Origin of the sequence: Streptomyces kebangsaanensis, from assembly GCF_001906585.1 — a bacterium.
Lineage (GTDB): Bacteria > Actinomycetota > Actinomycetes > Streptomycetales > Streptomycetaceae > Streptomyces > Streptomyces kebangsaanensis.
In genome coordinates this window covers 50,380-51,880 of the sequence record NZ_JUJA01000100.1, presented here as the reverse complement: position 1 = coordinate 51,880, position 1,501 = coordinate 50,380, and the positions used below count along the sequence as shown (strand labels likewise).

Sequence of the window (1,501 nt, the reverse complement as noted above, 5' to 3'; positions counted from 1 at the left end):
GCCGTACCCACCTGCTGCGCCGGCACCTCCTGCCCGCCGTCCTGCCGCCCGTCACCCGCCACGCCCTGCTCCGCCTGCCCGGCATCGCGCTCGCGCTCGCCTCGCTCGGCTTCCTCGGCCTCGGCGCCCAGCCCCCGTCCCCCGAGTGGGGCCTGCTGCTCGCCGAGAACCAGCCCTACGCCGAACGCGCCCCCTGGGCCGTCCTCGCCCCCGCCGCCGTCCTCGCCCTGCTCGGCGCGCTCGCGGTCACGGCGGCGGGAGGGCCGCGGTGGTCGCGGCGGCAGTCCCGCACCCCCGCCCGCGCAGCCCGACGACCGTCGCGCACGGCCGAGTTGGAGGCCGTATGACCGCCCCCGCGACCGCCGCCGGCACCGCACCCGGCCGGGTCCGTCTCCCGCCCCTGCTGCGGCTGCTGATACTCACCCAACTCGCCTTCAACATCGGCTTCTTCGCCGTGCTGCCCTTCCTCGCCGAACACCTCGGGCGGGCGATCGGCATGGCGGGCTGGCTGGTCGGGCTCGTGCTCGGGCTGCGCACCTTCAGCCAGCAGGGGCTGTTCGTGGTCGGGGGAGCACTCACCGACCGGTACGGGGTGCGGCCCGTCGTCCTCACCGGGTGCGCGCTGCGCATCGCCGGGTTCGCCTGGCTCGGGTACGCCGAGCGGACCTGGGCGGTCATCGGCGCGGTGCTGCTGATCGGGTTCGCCGCCGCGCTGTTCTCGCCCGCCGTGGAGTCGGAGGTGGCCCGCCAGGCCGTCGCCTGGGAGGAGGCGGGCGGGGGCGCGCGCACCCGCGTCCTGGCCCTGTTCACGGTGGCCGGACAGGCCGGGGCGTTCGTCGGGCCGCTGCTCGGCGCGCTGCTGCTGGCGGTGGACTTCCGCACCGCCTGTCTGGCCGGGGCCGGGGTGTTCGTCCTCGTCCTCGCCGGGCACGTCCGGCTGCTGCCGCAGCACATACCCGGCCGCGCCCGCGTCCGGATGCGCGGCGGTACGGGGGCGCTGCTGCGCAACCGCCGCTTCCTGGCGCTGTGCTGCGCCTACGGCGCCTGCCTGCTCGCCTACAACCAGCTCTACCTCGCCCTGCCCGCGGAGGTGGAGCGCGCCACCGGCTCGCAGGCGCCGCTGGCCTGGCTGTTCGCGCTGTCCTCGCTGCTGGTGGTGACCGCACAGCTGTTCGTCACCCGGTGGGCCGGGGACCGGCTCGCCCCGCGCCGCGCCATGGCCGCCGGACTGCTGCTGATCGCCGCCGGGTTCGCGGGGGTGGCGGCGGCCCGGCCCGCCGAGTGGACCGGAACGGCCGGACTGCTGCCCGCGGCCGGTTTCGTCGTGCTGCTCACCCTCGGCCAGATGTTCGTCACACCCGTCGCCCGCGCCTGGGTGCCCGACCTCGCCGAGGAGGGCCGGCTCGGTCTCTACACCGGGGCGCTGTCCTCGGTCTCGGGCCTGGTCGTGCTGCTCGGCAGCGCGGCGAGCGGCAGCCTCCTCGACTCCGGGCTGCCGCCC

At 76.9% G+C, this 1,501-nt stretch carries 2 protein-coding genes; both read left to right on the top strand.

The genetic code is table 11. From position 1 onward, the window contains the following. Positions 1 to 347, top strand: a 347-nt coding sequence (locus RH94_RS43470) for an ABC transporter permease subunit (protein WP_234425791.1), incomplete at its 5' end; no start/stop codon positions are given. Then, a partial coding sequence (locus RH94_RS15180) for an MFS transporter (RefSeq protein WP_107428726.1) occupies positions 344 to 1,501 on the top strand: 1,158 nt, incomplete at its 3' end. The genes RH94_RS43470 and RH94_RS15180, both read left to right, overlap by 4 nt.